This window comes from Streptomyces composti (genome assembly GCF_012034205.1).
Classification (GTDB): domain Bacteria; phylum Actinomycetota; class Actinomycetes; order Streptomycetales; family Streptomycetaceae; genus Streptomyces; species Streptomyces composti.
Map to the genome: position 1 here is coordinate 90,074 of NZ_JAATEM010000011.1, position 18,900 is coordinate 108,973.

Sequence of the window (18,900 nt, forward strand, 5' to 3'; positions counted from 1 at the left end):
TGAATCTGACGGGGCTGGCTGTTCGGGCGTTCTCGGGGCTGTGTCGCGCGAGTGACGCGCGGGAGGAGGGCGGGCGGCGCGGCGACCGGCACCGGCGGCGCATGTGCTGCCGCGGCGGAACGGCGCCGGCAATCCTTCGACGGCCGGCCCGCGGCCGGGGTCTCACCGGACGCACGTCCTGTCTGCGCCGGCTCGCGAGGCGAAGGATGGCGCGGCGCGGCGTTCGTCACGGCCACCGGTCCGCGACGCGGTACCGCGGCACGGCGCCCGCCGCGGAAAGGGCCCGCCGCCCGGGGCCGTCCCGGCGGGGGGCGGTCTCCGCGCGCCGTCCGCGCCGGGGGCGGCGCCGGCCCGGATCGGCCGGCGTCCGCCGCGGACTCACCGGCACCAGACGCGCGCTCGCCGGACTCGGGCACTCCTGACACGAGATCACTTCGCCGGCGGGACGGGACGCGTGGTCCCGCGCCGCGCGTTCCGGGCACCGCACGTCCGGCACTCTCCCGGCGCTCCCTGCCCCGGCCCTCGCCGCTCAGCCCGCGAACCAGCGCACCGGCTTGGGAGCCAGGTTCTGGTACACATGCTTGGTCTCGCGGTACTCGGCGAGCCCGGCCGGGCCCAGCTCGCGGCCCACGCCGCTCTTGCCGAAGCCGCCCCACTCCGCCTGCGGGAGGTAGGGGTGGAAGTCGTTGATCCAGACCGTGCCGTGCCGCAGCCGTGCGGCCACCCGCCGGGCGCGGCCCGGGTCGCTGGTCCACACCGCGCCGGCCAGCCCGTACTCGGTGTCGTTGGCGAGCGCGACCGCCTCGTCCTCGGTGCGGAAGGTCTCGACGGTGAGGACCGGCCCGAAGACCTCCTCCCGCACCACCCGCATCTCACGGTGGCAGCGGTCGAGCACGGTCGGCTCGTAGAAGTACCCGCTCGCGGGCCGTTCGGCGGACGGCTCGGGGCGCCTGCCGCCGGTGCGCAGCACCGCGCCCTCGGCGAGCGCCGAGGCCACGTAGTCCTCCACCTTCGCGCGCTGCTGCTCGGAGACCAGCGGCCCGCACTCGACACCCTCCTCGGTGCCGCGGCCGAGCCTGATCCGCTCGGCCCGGCGGGCGAGTTCGGCGACGAACCGCTCGCGCACCGACTCCTCGACGATCAGCCGCGAGCCCGCCGAGCACACCTGGCCGCTGTGGATGAACGCGGCGTTGAGGGCCTGGTCGACGGCGGTGTCGAAGCCCTCCTCGGTGGCGCAGGCGTCGGCGAACACGACGTTGGGGTTCTTGCCGCCCAGTTCGAGGGCGACCTTCTTCACGGTCGGCGCGGCGGCCTGGGCGACCTTGACGCCGCTGACCAGCCCGCCGGTGAAGGAGACCAGGTCGACGTCGGGGTGCTCGGCGAGCCGCGCGCCGACGGTGTGGCCGGGCCCGGTGACGATGTTGGCCACCCCGGCCGGCAGTCCGGCCTCGACCAGCAGGCCGATGAGCGCGACGGTGGTCAGCGGGGTGATCTCACTGGGCTTGATGACGAAGGTGTTGCCCGCGGCGAGCGCCGGAGCGATCTTCCAGCTGGCCTGGAGCAGCGGGTAGTTCCAGGGCGTGATCATCGCGCAGACGCCGACCGGCTCGTGGACGACGACGCTGTGGATGTCGTCCGACCCCGCGTCGACGACCCGGCCGGGCGCCTCCGCCGCGATCAGGTCGGCGAAGTAGCGGAAGGCTTCGGCGACACAGTCGATGTCGATGCGCCCTTCTTCGACGGTCTTGCCGGCGTCCCTGCTCTCCAGCAGGCCCAGCTCCTCCCGGTCCCGCACCAGGAGATCCGCGACGCGGCGCAGCAGCGCGGCCCGTTCGGCGGCGGGCGTGTGCGGCCACGGCCCCTCGTCGAAGGCGCGCCGCGCGGCGGCCACCGCCACATCGGTGTCCTTCTCGTCGCCCTCCGCGACCACGGCGAACGGCTGCGCGTCCGCGGGGTCGAGGATCTCGCGGGTGGCCCCCGAGACGGCCGCTCGCCACTCGCCCCCCGCGTGGATGGTGTCGCGCGCCTGGAGTTGGGTACTGTCCGCCATGATCGGTTACTGCCTTCCGTTCCTGTTCAGCGCCCGCGGAACACACCGGTGTTCGCCTACGGGACCGGGTGCTTCTGCCCCCCGGCCCGCAATGCATGCGTCATCGGCGCCGAACGTGCGCAGCGTCACGGACGATTCGGACATCGCCCACTCAAACACCCGCGCTGTAAGCGGGCGGTGACGAAGCGTGCGGCGATCCCTCTGCCCTGCCTTCCGTCCGGCTCAGCCGCAGGTGGTGTACGGCGGGCAGAACGCGCTCAGCGCCGTCCGCAGCAGCTCCCGCTCGTCCTCCCGGCCGTCGGCGTCGGCACCGTAGACCGCGACGGCGTACACCTTCCCGTCGGCGGCCTCGAAGCGCTGGTCGACGACGTGCCAGGTGCCGACGTCCGGCTCGCCCTTGAACGAGTCGGCCAGGTACTCGAGGCGCGATCCGGTGACGTCCCCGTCGTTCAGATCCTCCCGGGACAGCTCGGTGAACCCGGGCGCCTTGGCCACCCGTGCGGAGAGGAACTCCTCGTGCGAGGACTGCGGCGACGGCTCCAGCACCTCGAAGACCTGGATGCGGCGGTCGCCGCCCGGGCTGCGGTAGTTCACCACGTCGAAGCCGTGCTTGGAGGGCACCGTGGTGCGGGTCCAGCCCGTGGGGCGGGCGATGGTGAAGCCCTCGGGATCGGCGTAGGACTCGTATCCGGTGGGAAGCTCCCTGTCACGCTCCCCGCTGTCCAGGACGGAGGACGACGCGGACGGCGAACCGGGGGGCGGCTGCTCCCCGCCGGAGTCCTGCTGCCCGCCCTCACCGGCCGCGCCCGGCGTCCGGGAAGCGGTCGCGGCGACCGAGGCGTGGCCGCCGCCGGCACCGTCCTTGGTCCCGTCGCCGTTCTTCACGACCAGCGTGACGACCAGCCCCACGATCACCCCGACCGCTGCGGCACCTCCCACGACCCCCCAGATCCGCCCGGTGTTCCGCCCGGGGCGCACCGGCTCGGGCACGCCGGGTACCTGACCGGTCCCGAGGGACACCCCGGATACCTGCCAGGGCGGCGGCGTGGGAGCCGGGGGCGGAGGCGGTGCCGCGGCGGCACCCGGTCTCTGGATCCCGGTGAGCGTGGGCGCGTAGTGCGCGGGGTCGGGGAGCCCGGCCGGGGCGGGGCCGGGGGGCGCCGAAGGCGCGGGAGCGGTGCCCGCGGACGGCTGCTCGTCCCGTGACCTCGCCGAGCCCACGCCGCCGGAGCCTGCCGGGTCACCACCGGAACCGGAACCGGATTCGGCTTCGGCTCCGGATGCGGCCGGGTCTCCGCCCTCACCGGCGCCGGCCGTGCCACCGCCGTCGTCCGCCGACGCCGGTTCCCCCGCGGCCGGGGGCCACTGCACCGGACCGGCGGCACCGGCGCCCGCGGAACGGTCCTCGGCAGCCGGTGCCGGGTCCTGGGGCGTCGGGCCCTCCGCACCGGTGTCCGCGCCGGTCCCGGCCGTTGCGCCCCCGGCGTCCTCCCAGCGCTGGTTCTCCTCGTTCCAGTAGAGCGGTCCGGTGCCCGTGCCCATGCGTCCCCCCTTGCCTCGCTCACCTCACGGTGGTCTCCCCCACCTCACATGCCGAGCAGGCCCGCCACGGTTCCCGCGGAGGCGAGCAGCGCGGTGAGGGCCTGGGCGTCCGCGAGGAGGTCCCGGAGTCTCTGCAGCCGGCTCGGCCCGGCCGACCCCGTGCGGTTGATCTCATCCTCCGTCTCGGCGAGCGCCGCGTCGAGTTCCGCGGTCTGATCGGTCTGCAGCATCCGGCCGCCGGCCAGATCCGCCCGCAGTTCGCGCACCGCCCGCAGCAGTTCCTCGGCGGCCTCGTCGCGCGGTGCCGCCCCGCCGCCCTGCTGGTGGCTGACCGCGCGGGCGTGGCTGCCGATGGCGAAGGTGCTGCCCGAGACGTCCCCGATCCGGACGGCCGGCTCCTCATGTGCCATGGCTCACGGTTCCCTTCTGCGGCCCGGGGCCGCCACTGGTGGCGCTGGCGTGCTCGCCGATGGCGAAGGTGGACCCCTCGACCCGGTCGATGTGCACGGCGCCGTTGCTGACATTGACGATCTTCTGCACGAACTCGCCGGTCTCGTAGCCGGCCTCGGCCAGGGCGAGCCGCACCCCTCGCCCGATGCGCTCCTGCACACCGCGCAGATACCGGGCCACGTCCATCTCCTGGAACGTGGACCCCGTCTGGACCGCGGCCACCTCCCGCACGGAGAGGGCGGGACCCTCCGGCAGCGCCCGGGCCTGATCGCCCATCAGCAGCCGCCAGGCGTGACCGGCGCCCCGGGCGAGCGTGACCAGTGCCCGCCCGGCCGACCCGGGCACCAGCAGCAGCGCGGCGACGGCCTTGCCGAGACCGCTGCTGGTGCGGAACCGGTGCGCGATCCGGTCCGCGTTCTTGAACTCCGGGTCCACCGGCGTCAGGACGTGCGGGGCGACCTCGAGGACCAGCATCCGTCCCTGGGTGTGGATGCGGACGTGGACGGTGACGACCAGCTCCTCCTCCCAGCCGCCGACCCGCACCCGCAGGAAGTGGCGCCGCTTCTCGCCGCCCTCCTCCACCGACCGCTGCCGGTGCTGCTCGAAACTGCCGGGGTCGTAGGGCGCCTGGTCGCGCGAGGTCAGTCCCTCGACCGGCAGGAAGACGCACTCGTCGATCTCCAGCCGCCGCAGCCGGTCGCGCACGGACGTGCCCGCGTGCGGAGCGGGGACGCGCAGCTGTTCGAGCATGGGCCGGATCCGCTCCAGGATCGCCCGGTTGTTGATCGGCTGCTGTTTCTTCGCCGCGTCCGGCCGGAGTTCGACCGTGAGCACCCAGGTGTCGTACGGCTCCCCCGCCCCACGGAACGGAGCGGCCTCGTCGTACATGATCAGCGGGGCGTGCTGCTCCCGCCGGATGAGGTCCCGCAGCCGCCGGAAGCGCGCGCCTTCGCCGTGCTCGGCGGGGTCGTTCGCCACGTCGGGGAACCGCTGCGGGGAGAGTTCAGCGGAGAGGACCCGGGCGAACTGGCCGCGCCGTGCCGCCTCGCAGAGCGCGATGAGCGCGAAGACGGCGAGGGCGAGCCAGCCGTGCCAGGTCTCCACCTCGTCGCCGCCCAGCCCGGCGAACGAGCCCAGGGCGTCTCCCGCGCCGGAGAGCCCGGAGTCGTCGGACTCCCCGGAGCCGGAAGAGGCGTACGGGTCGTACGAGGCGTACGGCGAGCCGGGCTCGCCCGAGTCGGCCGGGTCGTCGGAGTCGCTCTGGAGGTCCTGCCCGGCGGCCACGTTCGCGATGAGGTACAGGCCGAAGGCGAACAGCAGGCGGCCGCACCAGCGGGCGAGGAACGCGCAGGCCGTCCGGAACACCTGCGGGCCGGGGCCGCGGTCGCGGATCCAGGGCACCAGGGCGATGAGCAGGCTGGGCCAGAGCAGACCGACCAGCAGCCAGCCGCTCAGCGGCAGGCCGACCACCCATAACCCGAGGATCGCGGCGGCCCACAGCAGCTCGAGGTGGCGGGCGCGCAGGGCGTGCGCCAGGACACGGGCGGCATCGAAGCCCAGCGAGGGCGCCACGAAGCGCTGCTGGTTCACATACAGCTCGTCGATCACCCGGTCGCGGTAGGCGGGGTCGAGATACGTCCCCGCGCACAGCAGCCGGGTCGCCTCGCTGGCGTGCGGTGGGTCGGGCGGCAGTTCGGAAGGCTGCGGGGCGCCCGCGGAGTGGGGGCTGTCGGCATGGTGCGGTTGCTGCGGAACGAATCCGGTGCTCAACTCCGAGTCCCCCGATGCGCAAGTGTCGTAGGCGACGGACGGTCTGAAGGGGCATCAGCATAGAGGAGCCGTGAGAGCGCCGGGACGCATAATGTCAAGGCTTCACCTATGTGAGGTGCGTCAATCTTTGGCCATAGGTCGTGCGGCACCGGCTGCCGCCCGCCTACGCGGAACGACCGGAGAAGAAGCACTGGGAGAAGAAGCACTGGGAGAACGACCGGGAGCGACTGAAGGGGCCCCGGCCGGCTGGTGCGGCTGCGGGGCCCCTTCAGAACTGCGCTTCGGCGCGGCGGCTCAGTAGCGCGGCCGCCTGAACCACTCGGCGCTCGCGCGCTTCGAGGCGAAGACGATCAGCAGGATCGCCACCACCAAGATGATCAGCCCGAGACCGAAGGCGGCCAGGGTGAAGATGCCGGTGACGATCGCGAACGAGCCGTAGACGATCGAGCAGACGCGGACGCCGTTGCCACCCTTGGCGTACTGCAGGAGCAGCACCAGGCCGAGCACCGCGAAGACCGCCGCCAGACCCGTCAGGAACACCACGACGCCCTTGCCGACGTCGGCGAACTGCTGCAGGTCGGAGTCGCCCGATATGCCGGCCTCGGCCATCGTCTCGTCCCACTTGGACAGCTGGTAGCCGTAGAGCACCGCGATGAGGAGGTGGGCCGCGGCCACGATCGCGAGCATGATCCGCGCGGCGCGCGTGATGCCCGGCATCTGCGTGGGGACGTACCCCCCGCCGTACGGCTGCTGCACCGGCGGAGCGGCGGGGTAGCCGTAACCGGGCTGGCCGGGCTGTACGGGCTGACCGGGCTGCTGCGGCGGCTGCCCGTAGGGGTTGTTCGGGTCGCCGAAACTCATGGCGGATGTTCCTCCGTTGCGCTAGGTGCGGGGACGGCGCGAGCCACGGCTCGGAGGAAGCTACAGATGCGGTACGTCCCCCCGTGCTGCCCGCGGCACTGCGCGCATCATCGTTCTTGACCGGTCTCTCGCTTGTCCAGTCGCATTCCGCATGTGTTGTGCAAGTGCAACATCACTGATCTTGGTCGGATACGGGCGGAACGTGATCGCCGCCGCAGTCGCGGACATCACGGCCCCTCCTGACGCGGGCTGATTGGAACCGGGCACCGGTCATCCGCGAGGATGGGGCCATGACCGCCCAGATTCTCGATGGCAAGGCCACCGCAGCCGCGATCAAGTCCGATCTGACCGCCCGCGTGGCGGCGCTGAAGGAGAAGGGCGTCACGCCCGGCCTCGGCACGATCCTCGTCGGCGACGACCCCGGCAGCCAGAAGTACGTCGCCGGAAAGCACCGCGACTGCGCCCAGGTCGGCATCGCCTCCATCCAGCGCGAGCTGCCCGCCACGGCCACGCAGGAGGAGATCGAGGCGGTCGTGCGGGAGCTCAACGAGGACCCCGCCTGCACCGGTTACATCGTCCAGCTGCCGCTGCCCAGGGGCATCGACGAGAACCGGATCCTGGAGCTGATGGACCCGGACAAGGACGCCGACGGGCTGCACCCCATGAACCTGGGCCGGCTGGTGCTCAACGAGCCCGCCCCCCTGCCCTGCACCCCGAACGGCGTGCTGACCCTGCTGCGCCGCTACGGCATCGAGATCAAGGGCGCCGAGGTCGTGGTCGTCGGCCGCGGGGTGACCATCGGCCGCCCGATGCCGCTGCTGCTGACCCGGCGCAGCGAGAACGCCACCGTGACCCAGTGCCACACCGGCACCCGCGATCTGTCCGCCCACCTGAGGCGCGCGGACATCATCATCGCGGCCGCGGGCAGCGCCCACCTGATCCGCCCCGAGGACGTCAAGCCCGGCGCGGCCGTGCTGGATGTCGGCGTCTCGCGCAGCGCCGACGGCAAGATCGTCGGCGACGTCCACCCCGACGTGGCCGAGGTGGCCGGCTGGATCTCCCCCAACCCGGGCGGTGTCGGCCCGATGACCCGGGCCCAGCTGCTCGTCAACGTGGTCGAGGCGGCGGAGCGCAGTGCCGGCTGAGCAGGAGACCCCGCGCACCGGGGAGACCCCCACACGCACCGAGGACGCCCCCCGTGCCGAGGGCGGCGAGAGGCGGCGCGGGGACGAGGCCCGCACCCATGGCGGCGTGACGCGGCCCGCGGACGAGGCCCGCACCGGGGGCGAGCCCCGGACCGACAGCGCGTCCCGGGCCGAGGGTGACCGGGGCCGCGTCGCCGACGGCGAGCGGTCCGGGGACGGGGGCCGCACCGGGGGCGACGGGCCGTCGTCCGGGGACGAGCCCCGCACCGGAGCCGGCGGAAAGGGACCCGAGGGTCCCGGCGGAAACCGACCCGAGGGCCCCGGCGGAAAGGGTCCCGAGGACGAGACGCGTCCCGAGGAGGACGACATCACCGTCCGCGACCCCGTGAGTGCGCCCGACGCCGAGGTCACGCCGCGGCGCACCACGCGCCGTTTCCCGCTGTTCACCCGGGACACCGCCCGCCCCGAGGGCGGCGGCCGTGCGGCGCCCGGTGACGCGCCGGCGCCCGCCCGGCAGTGGCCGATCCTCGCGGTGCTGCTCACGGTGGGGCTCGGCCTGCTGCTGACCGCGCTGGACGCGTTCCGCTGGGGCACGCTGCTGGTCGGCGCCGCCCTGGTGGCCGGTGCGGTGCTGCGCTGGCTGGTGCCGGACGTGGGGATGCTCGCCGTGCGCTCCCGCTTCACCGACATCCTCACGTACGGCGTGCTGGGGACGGCGATCGTGCTGCTCGCCCTGATGATGCAGCCGAACCCGCGGCTGGAGCTGCCGTTCCTGAAGGACATGCTGCACTTCACGGTCAGCAACTGACCCGGCCCCCGGGCCGTCCGGTCCCGTCGACGGGACCGGACCGCCGGCGGACGGGACGGCGACCCGTCCTCACCCCCGTGAAAGGACGGGCCGCCGCCGACAACAACCCTCCCGCGCGGCGAAGTGCCTGTTCAACGGCTGTCCGGCGGCTGTGGCACGGAAGTGACCGTTCCGGTACGTCCCCCGGAATCCGCGGACAGACCCAAGATCTTCGTCACGCGGGATGAGTGGGACGACCGTGTTCTTACGTGTTCGTACATGTGGTTGCCGTGTGTCGATGTATTGACAAGTTCGCGAATTTGCCCCGAAGCCGTCCGACGGCGGAGCTAGCGTGGACATTCGGGATGGTCCGGGACGTCCCACGCAGATGCGCCGGGCAGCGTTCGGCGGAAGGGGAGAGCGGTGGGACACTGGTGTCCACGCGAGAGGACGCGCGACGGTGCGCGCCCGCAGCCCTGACGCTCCCGTGCGCCCCCACCCCGGGAACTGAGATCCTTACGGGCGGCATCCCTGTGGGTGACCAGAACGAGGACTCGGCCAAGGGCACCATGCGCGAGGAACGAAACAGCACGAACCGGGGGGAAGAGGGGGGAAGCAATGCCTCGTTGGAAGGCCTTGCCGGATGATCTCGATCCGCAGATCAGAGAGTTCACGAGCCAGCTCAGGCGGGTGGTGGACCGCAGCGGCCTGAGCATCGCGTCCGTGTCGGACCGCACGGGCTACAGCAAGACGTCCTGGGAGCGGTATCTCAACGGACGGCTGCTCGCACCGAAGGGCGCGATCGTGGCTCTGGCCGAGGTCACCGGGACGAACCCGGTGCATCTGACGACCATGTGGGAACTCGCCGAGCGCGCCTGGAGCCGCTCGGAGATGCGCCACGACATGACCATGGAGGCGATCCGGATCTCGCAGGCGCGTGCCGCGCTCAGCGAGCTGGCCCCGCCGCCGAGCGGGGGCAAGTCGCGCAAGGACTCCGGTTCCCGTGCGGGCGTCGCAGGACCGGCCGGCGTGGCGCAGCCCGGCACCACGGACGCCGGCAACGCCTGGGGCGTCTCCGGCGGTCACCCGGGCGCCGGCGGCCCGCAGCGGCCCGACGGCCGCGGGCCCGCCGTGCCGCCCCGCTCGGGCGGGCAGAGCCGCTCCGGCGGCCAGGGCAAGCGGCGCACCGGGACCTTCCTGGCCGGCGCCGTGGGCGTCCTCGTGGTGATCGCCGCCGCCTTCTACGTGACCGAGACCGGCGAGGAGAAGAACGCCGGCGGCGACCCGACCCCGTCGCCCACCGCCACCACCGAGGCCAACCTGCCGGCCGGCGTGAAGTGCAGCGGCGACAGCTGCGCCGGCAAGGACGCCGAGGCCATGGGCTGCAGCGGCGACCTGGTGACCACCGCGCAGACGGCGACCGTCGGCACCACCACGGTCGAGGTCCGCTACAGCGAGACCTGCGGCGCCGCCTGGGGCCGCATCACCCAGGCCACGACCGGCGACACGGTCGAGATCACCGCGGGCGGGACCAAGCAGAGCGACACCATCACCGAGGCCGGTGACACGGTGACGTACACCCCGATGGTGGCGGTGAAGAGCGAGGCCGAGGCCAAGGCGTGCGCGGTGCTCGCCTCCGGCGAGGAGGGCTGCACGGACGGGCAGTGAGGGCCGCCGGCCGGAACGCGTACCGGCGGAACACGTGCCGGCGGATCCGTACGGAATCGGTGAGGACAGGAATGGCCGTCCGCAGGACGGGCACGCGAACAGTACCCCCACGGGAGTCCGGCTCGGTCGGTCCCCGACGGCGACCGCCACTGTCCCCCTCTCCCGGACGGGCGGCCGCCTCTTCGTGCGCCCGGCCGGGTAGCGCCGCGTCACTCTGTGGGGCGGGCCACAGGGAGCCCGGACATCCGCCGTCCCGGATGCGCGATAGCCTGACCGCTGGATGGATCTCTTGATACCAAGAGATCGATCAAACGTAGCGGGGCAGGGACGCCCCACCGCCAGCTGTCATACGGAGAACGCCATGACCCGCACTCCCGTGAACGTCACCGTCACCGGCGCGGCCGGCCAGATCGGTTACGCCCTGCTCTTCCGCATCGCCTCCGGCCAGCTGCTCGGCGCGGACGTGCCGGTCAAGCTGCGTCTGCTGGAGATCACCCCGGCCCTGAAGGCGGCCGAGGGCACGGCCATGGAGCTGGACGACTGCGCGTTCCCGCTGCTCCAGGGCATCGACATCACCGACGACCCGAACGTCGCCTTCGACGGTGCCAACGTGGCCCTGCTGGTCGGCGCCCGCCCGCGCACCAAGGGCATGGAGCGCGGCGACCTCCTCGAGGCCAACGGCGGCATCTTCAAGCCGCAGGGCAAGGCCATCAACGACCACGCCGCGGACGACGTCCGCGTCCTGGTGGTCGGCAACCCGGCCAACACCAACGCCCTGATCGCCCAGGCCGCCGCGCCGGACGTACCGGCCGAGCGGTTCACCGCGATGACCCGCCTCGACCACAACCGCGCCCTGACCCAGCTGTCGAAGAAGACCGGCGTCCCGGTCTCCGAGATCAAGAAGCTGACGATCTGGGGCAACCACTCCGCCACCCAGTACCCGGACATCTTCCACGCCACGGTCGCCGGCAAGAACGCCGCCGAGGTCGTCAACGACGAGAAGTGGCTGGCCGAGGACTTCATCCCGACCGTCGCCAAGCGCGGCGCCGCGATCATCGAGGCCCGGGGCGCGTCCTCCGCCGCCTCCGCGGCCAACGCCGCCATCGACCACATCTACTCCTGGGTCAACGGCACGCCCGAGGGTGACTGGGTGTCCATGGGCATCCCGTCGGACGGCTCCTACGGCGTCCCGGAGGGCCTGATCTCCTCCTTCCCGGTCACCTGCAAGGACGGCAAGTACGAGATCGTCCAGGGCCTGGAGATCAACGACTTCTCGCGCGCCCGCATCGACGCCTCCGTCAAGGAGCTCGAGGAGGAGCGCGAGGCGGTCCGCAGCCTGGGCCTCATCTGATCCGGATCTGATCCCACGCGCACTCCGCGCACTCCGCGCTTGCGGAACGGGCCCCGTACCGGCTTGGCCGGTACGGGGCCCGTCGCGTGTCGTGCGCCGCGACGCGTCGCCGTCCGGCAGCAAACTCCCCACGGCCCGCCGGAACGTGAGCGTTTCTCGCCAATCCGGTCACGAGCCGGTGTCTCACCCTCTCGTGGCGGGCCCGGCCCCGGTGCCTCGCCCTAATCTGGATCCGGGTAGTCGTCAGGAACGGGGAGACGCACCTTGTTCTGCATCGTCGTCGTGGCCCCGCCGACCGCGGGGGACGCAGAGTGACGGAGACCTTCGCCGTGCCGGTGCCCAAGGGGTACCGGATCGGCGTCTGGGAGGTTCCGGCATCGCCCGCTGGACGCCGAGGGTGCTGCGCTGGTGGATGAACGCGGACGGCACGCCCGGTGCGACCGTCCCCGAACCGCCGTTCCCGCCCGCCGAGTCCATTCCGGCGATGGGCCGCTACCTGTGCTGGATCGCGCCCCGGCTGGACACCGGCCTGCCCGGCGACAAGCGGGTGCTGCTGGCCGCCGCCTACCGCACCTCCTACCGCAAGGTGAACGAGGCCGGCGGTGTGCCGCCCAAGTACCGCGACTACGCCGAGCGCATCGCGTACTACCTGAAGGAGTACACACCGCCGGGGCGTTCCTGAGGCCCGGTCACCGGCCGGGGCACCGGAACGGTGGCACCGGCCGGCGGACCGGCTCAGTGGAAGAAGTGGCGGGTGCCGGTGAAGTACATGGTCACGCCCGCCTTCTTCGCGGCCTCGACCACCAGCTCGTCGCGCACCGAACCGCCGGGCTGGACCACGGCCTTCACACCGGCCGCGGTGAGGATCTCCAGGCCGTCCGGGAAGGGGAAGAACGCGTCGGACGCGGCGTAGGAGCCCCGGGCGCGCTCGGCGCCGGCCCGCTCCACCGCCAGCCTCGCGGAGTCGACGCGGTTGACCTGGCCCATTCCGACGCCGACCGAGGCGCCGTCCTTGGCGAGCAGGATGGCGTTGGACTTCACCGCACGGCAGGCCTTCCAGGCGAAGGCCAGCTCGGCCAGCTCCGCCTCGTTCAGCGCCTCGCCGGTCGCCAGCGTCCAGTTGGCCGGGTCGTCGCCCTCGGCCTGGAGCCGGTCGGTGACCTGGAGCAGCGCGCCGCCGTCGATCAGCTTCAGCTCGACCGGGGAGGAGGGGGCGCCGGCGATGCGCAGCACGCGGATGTTCTTCTTCTTGGTGAGCGCCTCCAGGGCGCCGTCCTCGTAGCCGGGGGCGGCGATGACCTCGGTGAAGATCTCCGCGACCTGCTCGGCCATCTCCTTGGTCACCGGGCGGTTGACCGCGATCACCCCGCCGAACGCGGACAGCGGGTCGCAGGCGTGCGCCTTGCGATGCGCCTCGGCGACGTCCGCGCCGATGGCGATGCCGCACGGGTTGGCGTGCTTGATGATGGCGACGGCCGGTTCGGCGTGGTCGTAGGCGGCGCGCAGCGCGGCGTCGGTGTCCGTGTAGTTGTTGTAGGACATCTCCTTGCCGTGCAGCTGCTCCGCCTCGGCGAGGCCGCCGCTGCCGGAGACGTACAGTGCGGCGGGCTGGTGCGGGTTCTCGCCGTAGCGCAGGGTGTTCTTGCGCTCCCAGGTGGCGCCGAGGAAGTCGGGGAACCGCGAGTCGTCGGCCGGGGCGTAGTCGGAGGCGAACCAGCTCGCGACGGCCACGTCGTAGGCGGCGGTGTGCTGGAAGGCCTCGGCGGCGAGCCGCTTGCGGGTGGCCAGGTCGAAGCCGCCCTCGCGGACCGCGGTGAGCACGTCGGCGTAGCGGGCGGGGCTGGTGACGACGGCGACCGAGGGATGGTTCTTGGCGGCGGCGCGCACCATCGAGGGGCCGCCGATGTCGATCTGCTCCACGCACTCGTCGGGCGTGGCGCCGGAGGCGACGGTCTCCCGGAACGGGTAGAGGTTGACGACGACCAGGTCGAACGGCTCGACACCGAGGTCCTTCAGCTGCTGCTGGTGGTCGGCGAGGCGCAGGTCGGCGAGGATGCCCGCGTGGACCTTGGGGTGCAGCGTCTTGACGCGGCCGTCCAGGCACTCGGGGAAGCCGGTCAGCTCCTCGACCTTGGTGACCGGGACACCGGCGGCGGCGATCTTCGCGGCCGTGGAGCCGGTGGAGACCAGCTCGACGCCGGCCTCGTGCAGGCCGCGGGCGAGGTCCTCCAGGCCCGTCTTGTCGTAGACGCTGACGAGCGCCCGTCGGATGGCCCGCTTGTTGCTCTCGGCGGTCACTGGATAACTACCTTTCGTCCCTCAATGCGATAGCCGTTGCGGGCGAGCCGCCCCACGACCTCGACGAGCAGCCTGCGCTCGACTTCCTTGATGCGCTCGTGCAGAGCGCTCTCGTCGTCCTCGTCCCTGACCTCCACCACGCCCTGCGCGATGATCGGCCCGGTGTCGACGCCGTCGTCGACGAAGTGGACGGTGCAGCCGGTGACCTTGGCGCCGTACGCGAGCGCGTCGCGGACACCGTGGGCGCCGGGAAAACTGGGCAGGAGGGCGGGGTGGGTGTTGATGAACCGCCCGCCGAAGCGTGCCAGGAACTCCTTGCCCACGATCTTCATGAACCCGGCGGAGACCACCAGGTCGGGCTCGTACGCGGCGACAGCCTCGGTGAGCGCGGCGTCCCACTCCTCGCGGGACGGATAGTCCTTCACCTTGCACACGAAGGTCGGCAGCCCGGCCCGCTCGGCACGGGCCAGCCCTTCGATGCCCTCGCGGTCCGCGCCGACGGCCACGATCCTGGCCCCGTACGTCTCGGCGCCAGTGGCGGCGATCTCGTCGAGGAGCGCCTGGAGGTTGGTGCCGGAGCCGGAGACCAGCACGACGAGGCGCTTGGCCACGGTGGAGCCCTTTCTCGGAAAGCGTCTTTGTAGGGTCGTACGAATGCTTCGGACCCTCGGATACGGGGAAGCCTACGAAGCGGCCGACCGTCAGCAACGATACCGGCACACCGGGCATCCCCCACGGGACGGGGGCATCACCGCCAGGTAGCGTCAGAGCGGGACGGCCGGGAACCGGCTGACGGCGGAGGGGCACCGGACCGGGGAACGGACCGGCGAGGGGTCCGGGAACGCCGCTCGTGAGCCGCTCGTTCACCAGTCGTACCCGCACGTCACGTGCCGCCGATCGATCCACCGACGATTCACCAAGGGGAAGACGCTCACTTGAAGCCGGACCGCAGCCTGCGACTGCTCACGCTCCCTCAGCAGTCGGTGCGAGGAGGAGAGCGCAGCCTCGTGCTGCTGCGGGAGCGCCCCACCTCGCCGCCCGACGCGCCCGACGCCTCCCCGGACCGCGGAAGCGGCGCGGGACAGAGCAGCGGCAGCCAGGAGGACAACCCGTTCGCTCCGCCCCCGGAGGGCACGCCCGACCGCCCGTGGCAGCCGCGCCATCCGTCCGGCCAGGACGAGGGCTCACGCGGCGACGGGGGCCGTTCCCCCTGGGGCCGCAACTGGAGCGACCGGCAGCCCGGCCGCTCCCCCGGCGGCTTCGGCGAGCGTCCCCGCCCGGAGGGCGGCCCGCAGCGGCCGGGCCCGCGCTGGGACCCGACGGACCCGGCCCAGCGCCGGGCCCGCTTCGCCCTGCTGGCCGGCATGTGGGGCTTCTTCTTCGCCCTGTTCAGCTGGCCGTACATCGCGCTGCTGCTGGGCGCGTTCGCCCTGTACTGGGGCATCAGCTCGCTGCGCGCCAAGCCGCGCACCGGCCCGGACAGCCAGGCCCCCGAGCAGACCGGGCGCCCGCAGACCACGGCGGCGGTGAGCGGCCTGGTCACCGGGTCCCTCGCGCTCGCCCTGGTGGCCACGACCTTCGCGGCCCAGCTGATCTACAGCGACTACTACACCTGCACCAACGATGCGCTGACCCAGTCGGCCAAGGAGTCCTGCCGGGACCTGCTGCCGGAGGAACTGCGCGGGGTGCTCGGGGAGAACGGCTGAGGGAACACCAGGGCACCGGCCCGGCAGGGGTGCTCTAGGGGCTGCTCCACGGGTCGTCGTCCCGGGGATGCGCCGAGGGAGTGCCCGGTGGACTCCCGGACTCCGGCCCCGGAACGGAGTCGGCGGGGGCGGGTTCCTCGGCGGGCGGCGCCGGTACCAGTGTCTCGGCGGCGGTGGAGCGCAGGGCGTCGTAGCGGTCGCCGTGGTCGTCATGGCCGTCGCTGTCGTCGGCCGGGGCACGCTCCGCGGGCACCGCGGGGAGGCCGGCCCGGTCGGACGGTGAGGCGGCGTCGGCCGCCGGGTCGAACGGTGCGGCGGGACCGGCGGCCTGCCCGAGCGGCAGGTAGAGGTCGCCCGCCCCGTCCGGGCGGAAGATCCGGGAGGCGTACGACGCCTCGTCGCTCCGGCCGGCGCGGTCACCCGCGGCCCTGTCCCGCTTCCGGGAGAACCAGCGGCGCCGGGGACCGCTTCCGTCCTCCGCGGGACCGCTGTTCTCGCCCGTCCCCGGCTCCGTGGACCGGGGTGCCTCCTCGCGGGGTGCACCGATCCGCGATGCCGTGGTCCGCGGTGTGCGTCCCTGTGCCTCGGCCCTCGCCCTCCTGACCCGCGTCCGCTCGGCGTCCAGGGCGCGGATGCCCCGCCTGCGCACCAGGTGGGCCGTCGCGGTGGAGGTCAGGCCGATCCAGGCCAGCGCCGCCGTGCCCGCCTGCCACCACACCGGGCCGAAGCCGGACAGCGCCCCCGGCCCCAGTGGGCCGCCTGCCAGCGCGGCGAGCCCGGCCAGCACGGACGCGCACAGCAGTGCCGCCAGCGCGGCGGCACCGGTGGTCCGGCCGCGCGTCCAGGCGGCCATCGCGGCGGGCAGTCCCGGCCAGTCCAGGGCGGCCTCCACCGCCGCCCGCCCCACGATCCGCCCGGCCGCCACCCCGGCCACCAGCGGCACCGCCGCCACCGCCCAGGTCAACGGCGACCCGGCCCCCGCCTCCGGGACCGCCGCCAGCAGCGGGAACGGCGGCAGCAGCGGCGCCGGCGCGGCGGACAGCGGGGTCACCTGTGCCCCGGTGCCGAGGAGGAAGCCGGGCCCGAGGGCGTAGGCCGCCGCCCACACCAGGGCGTTCGGCAGCAGCGCCACGGCCAGCAGCAGCACCGCGAACCGCCCCGACCAGCCCTCCGTCAGCCCCAGCAGAGCCCCCTGGGTCTGCCCGCCGTGCCAGATCAGCGAGCCCACGAGCAGCAGCCCCCCGCCGCACAGCAGCAGTGCGGCAGCGGTCGCGGCGGCCCGTGCGGACACGCCAGGCCGCCCCTCGGCGCTCAGCACCAGATGCCGTACGTCCCTCGGCAGCACCAGCGCCACCGCCTGCTCCAGCGGCCCGCTCGGCCGGCCGTACGCCGTCCACACGCCCGCGCCCGTGGCCGCCACGGCGACCAGCGGCACGCACACCGCGGTGGACACCCAGTCCGGCCGGAGCATGCCGTCCGCCGCGAACAGCGCGGCCGGGGCGGCGACGGCCAGATAGCCGAGGACGACGCCGGCGCCCGCGATGCGTCCGGGGACCAGCGGCGCGTCCTCGGCGGCACCCGCTCCGCCCTCGGTGGCGTCGCGGGCCGCACGGTGCAGCAGCCACGCCGGCAGGGCGAGCAGCAGCAGCGGCGGGACGCCCATCGGAGCGGGCGGGCCGACGAGGGTGTCGGTGCGCACGAGGTCCGCGCCGTGCGCGAGCAGCCACAGTGCGGCCGCGATGTGCAGGGCGCCGTCGGGACCGCTGTCGGGGTAGGGCGAGCTGATCCACAGCAGCATCACCGGTACGGCGAGGGCGGCCAGTCCCAGCACCGCGGCGAGGGCGCCGCCGAGCAGGCCGGCGGCCAGTCCGGGGCGGCGGTCGCGCAGCCGGGTGAGCAGGTCGGAGCCGTGCCCGGCCGACCGGGCACGCAGGGCGGTACGCGTCGAGCGGCGAGCGGTCGCATGGATCACGCCCGCCATGCTCCCAACGACACGCGCTTTTCCGTCGTAACAGCGGAAGCGCCGTAGTGTCGCTCAATATACGTTTATGTACATTTTCGCGCGTAGGGGCACCCGGTGAGGCCGGTGAAGCGGAGCCCGGACACCCCCCTCCCCGGACCGAAGGAACGCCGACGCCTGCGCGAGGCGGCCTCGCTGACCCAGGCTCAGCTCGCCGGCCGGCTGGGCGTCCGCGAGGAGACGATGCGCGCCTGGGAGTCCGGCCGCAAGGCACCGCGCGGCCGGAAGCGGGAGGCGTACGCGAAGCTCCTGGCCTCGCTGAAGCAGCAGGACGGCGACCCCCTGAAGGGGCCTCTGCAGGCCGAGCAGGCAGCACCGGTGACGGTGCGTCTGGGCGCGGGGGCGCACGACGCCGGAACGAGGCGGGGAACGGTCTCCCCCGAACCCGCCGGGTTCACCCAGGCCCCGCCCACGCCTCCCGGCGCCGCGGACCGCCCCTATCTGACTGCCGCTCAGGCCTTCGATGCGCTCTACGCCTTCTGCGCGCCCGCACTCGTCCGGCAGACCTATCTGCTGACGGGACGTCGCGAACTGGCCCGGGAGTCGGTGGAGCGGGCCTTCCAACTGGCCTGGGACCGCTGGCCCGAAGTGGCCCGCGACCCGGAACCGTCCGGCTGGGTGCGGGCGGCGGCCCACGAGTGGGCGCTGTCGCCCTGGCACCGCTTCCGCCCCCGTTACCGCAAGCCCGAACCCCCGCCCGCGAACGAGTCCGACCGCATCCTGCTGGACACCGTGCTGCGCCTGCCCCCGCCCCAGCGGCGCACCCTGCTGCTCTACGACGGCGTCGGTCTCGACCTGCCCGAGACGGCCGCGGAGACGGAGGCGAGCACGCCCGCCGCGGCGCACCGGCTGATGCACGCGCGCGCGGCCGTCGCCGCCCGGCTGCCGGAGCTGTCCGATCCCGGACTGCTGCACGAACGGCTCGCCGAGGTGGCCTCGGCCGAGCGGCTGCGGGCCGCCAAGCCGGACGAGGTACGCGCGGGCAGCGAGCGCCGCGCCCGCTTCTGGACCCGGTCCGCCATCGCGTTCACGGTCGCCCTGATCGGCACCACGGCTCTCACCCTGCACACCGCACCCACGCACTACGAGCCGCCGGTGCCGTCCGGCGAGAAGGTCCGCGGCGTGCCGCCGCGGGTGGCCCCGGGGCCGCTGTCGGAGAAGGAGCGCAAACTCCGCGCCAAGCTGCGCAAGGAGCTGCTGCACGGGCCGGAGCGGCTGGCGCCGCGAGCCGAGTGAACGCCGGGCCCGTGCG

14 protein-coding genes and 1 pseudogene are annotated in these 18,900 nt (G+C 73.5%); 7 read left to right on the top strand and 8 right to left on the bottom strand.

All coding sequences use genetic code 11. The features are described 5' to 3' along the window. Positions 1-529: 529 nt before the first annotated feature. From HCJ93_RS11095 to HCJ93_RS11115, 5 genes are all read right to left on the bottom strand, one after another. On the bottom strand, positions 530-2,050 hold the full coding sequence (locus HCJ93_RS11095; protein WP_167993666.1) for an aldehyde dehydrogenase family protein: 1,521 nt from the start codon (positions 2,048-2,050) through the stop codon (positions 530-532). A 222-nt stretch (positions 2,051-2,272) separates the two neighbouring features. After that, positions 2,273-3,592 (bottom strand): serine/threonine kinase C-terminal domain-containing protein, encoded by a 1,320-nt coding sequence (locus tag HCJ93_RS29405; RefSeq protein ID WP_167993667.1) that lies wholly within the window; start codon positions 3,590-3,592, stop codon positions 2,273-2,275. 44 nt (positions 3,593-3,636) lie between these two features. Further along, on the bottom strand, positions 3,637-4,002 hold the full coding sequence (locus tag HCJ93_RS11105) for a hypothetical protein (RefSeq protein WP_167993669.1): 366 nt from the start codon (positions 4,000-4,002) through the stop codon (positions 3,637-3,639). After that, the gene (locus HCJ93_RS11110; RefSeq protein WP_167993671.1) at positions 3,992-5,812 is read right to left on the bottom strand and encodes an AbeC-like domain-containing protein; all 1,821 of its coding nucleotides are present in this window, start codon (positions 5,810-5,812) and stop codon (positions 3,992-3,994) included. Before HCJ93_RS11110 ends, HCJ93_RS11105 begins: the two co-directional genes overlap by 11 nt. A gap of 294 nt (positions 5,813-6,106) precedes the next feature. Beyond that, positions 6,107-6,673 carry a hypothetical protein gene (locus HCJ93_RS11115; protein WP_167993673.1) on the bottom strand — a complete coding sequence of 189 codons (567 nt, stop codon included), beginning with the start codon at positions 6,671-6,673 and terminating at the stop codon, positions 6,107-6,109. Between the two features lie 290 nt (positions 6,674-6,963). On the opposite strand from HCJ93_RS11115, the gene HCJ93_RS11120 reads away from it, so the two are divergent. The 5 genes and pseudogenes from HCJ93_RS11120 to HCJ93_RS11140 all read left to right on the top strand — a co-directional run. Beyond that, positions 6,964-7,818, top strand: coding sequence for a bifunctional methylenetetrahydrofolate dehydrogenase/methenyltetrahydrofolate cyclohydrolase (locus tag HCJ93_RS11120; protein ID WP_167993675.1), 855 nt, complete (start codon positions 6,964-6,966; stop codon positions 7,816-7,818). Between the two features lie 367 nt (positions 7,819-8,185). Beyond that, the gene (locus HCJ93_RS11125; protein ID WP_167993842.1) at positions 8,186-8,626 is read left to right on the top strand and encodes a DUF3017 domain-containing protein; all 441 of its coding nucleotides are present in this window, start codon (positions 8,186-8,188) and stop codon (positions 8,624-8,626) included. A 615-nt stretch (positions 8,627-9,241) separates the two neighbouring features. Continuing rightward, complete coding sequence (locus HCJ93_RS11130; protein WP_444875654.1) at positions 9,242-10,273, top strand: helix-turn-helix domain-containing protein; 1,032 nt, start codon at positions 9,242-9,244, stop codon at positions 10,271-10,273. 361 nt (positions 10,274-10,634) lie between these two features. After that, entirely contained in the window at positions 10,635-11,624 is a 990-nt protein-coding gene (locus HCJ93_RS11135; protein WP_167993679.1) for a malate dehydrogenase, read from the top strand. 373 nt (positions 11,625-11,997) lie between these two features. Continuing rightward, a pseudogene (locus HCJ93_RS11140) lies at positions 11,998-12,306 on the top strand (lysozyme family protein); the annotation flags it as partial. 53 nt (positions 12,307-12,359) lie between these two features. On the opposite strand, the gene purH reads toward HCJ93_RS11140, so the two are convergent. Together purH and purN are read right to left on the bottom strand one after the other, a co-directional pair. Next, on the bottom strand, positions 12,360-13,922 hold the full coding sequence (gene purH / locus HCJ93_RS11145; protein WP_167993681.1) for a bifunctional phosphoribosylaminoimidazolecarboxamide formyltransferase/IMP cyclohydrolase: 1,563 nt from the start codon (positions 13,920-13,922) through the stop codon (positions 12,360-12,362). Then, positions 13,919-14,533 (bottom strand): phosphoribosylglycinamide formyltransferase, encoded by a 615-nt coding sequence (gene purN / locus HCJ93_RS11150; protein ID WP_167993683.1) that lies wholly within the window; start codon positions 14,531-14,533, stop codon positions 13,919-13,921. The genes purH and purN overlap by 4 nt, the downstream gene beginning before the upstream one ends. Positions 14,534-14,857: 324 nt before the next feature. Here purN and HCJ93_RS11155 point away from each other — a divergent pair, with 324 nt between their 5' ends. After that, on the top strand, positions 14,858-15,628 hold the full coding sequence (locus HCJ93_RS11155) for a hypothetical protein (protein ID WP_167993685.1): 771 nt from the start codon (positions 14,858-14,860) through the stop codon (positions 15,626-15,628). 34 nt (positions 15,629-15,662) lie between these two features. Here the strand turns inward: HCJ93_RS11155 and HCJ93_RS11160 are convergent, their stop codons facing one another. Further along, complete coding sequence (locus tag HCJ93_RS11160) at positions 15,663-17,609, bottom strand: cell division protein PerM (RefSeq protein ID WP_167993687.1); 1,947 nt, start codon at positions 17,607-17,609, stop codon at positions 15,663-15,665. Positions 17,610-17,714: 105 nt separating this feature from the next. On the opposite strand from HCJ93_RS11160, the gene HCJ93_RS11165 reads away from it, so the two are divergent. Continuing rightward, on the top strand, positions 17,715-18,884 hold the full coding sequence (locus tag HCJ93_RS11165; protein WP_167993689.1) for a helix-turn-helix domain-containing protein: 1,170 nt from the start codon (positions 17,715-17,717) through the stop codon (positions 18,882-18,884). Positions 18,885-18,900: the final 16 nt, after the last annotated feature.